Origin of the sequence: Streptomyces sp. WM4235 (genome assembly GCF_001279725.1) — a bacterium.
Lineage (GTDB): Bacteria > Actinomycetota > Actinomycetes > Streptomycetales > Streptomycetaceae > Streptomyces.
In genome coordinates this window covers 1-460 of the sequence record NZ_LGDE01000285.1, presented here as the reverse complement: position 1 = coordinate 460, position 460 = coordinate 1, and the positions used below count along the sequence as shown (strand labels likewise).

At 69.3% G+C, this 460-nt stretch carries 1 protein-coding gene; it reads left to right on the top strand.

Annotated elements, in window-relative coordinates:
• Positions 1-13: 13 nt before the first annotated feature.
• Positions 14-460, top strand: a 447-nt coding sequence (locus ADK55_RS19680; RefSeq protein ID WP_267887351.1) for an AMP-binding protein, incomplete at its 3' end; no start/stop codon positions are given.

Below are 460 nucleotides of genomic sequence, written 5' to 3'. Positions count from 1 at the left end.
CGACCCCGCCGTCATCTCGGCACTCTCCCGGCAACACGCCGTCACCATGCTCCAACTCTCCTCCAGCCTCTTCAACCACCTCACCGACGAACACCCGGAGACCTTCACCACCACACGGATCGTCTACACCGGAGGCGAGCCCGCCTCGCCCACCCACGTCCACCGGCTCCACCGCGTCCACCCGGGCATCACCATCACCAACGGCTACGGCCCGGCGGAGTCGATGGGGTTCACCACCACCCACACGATCGAACCCACCGCCGAACCCACCGTCACCGTCTCGATCGGCCGCCCTCTCACCAACAAGCACGCCTACGTCCTCGACGCCCATCTCAGGCCGACTCCGGCCGGCACCGTCGGTGAGCTGTACCTGACGGGCGACGGCCTCGCCCACGGCTACCTGGCCCAACCCGCCACGACCGCCTCGCACTTCGTGCCCCACCCCTTCGGTCCGCCCGGC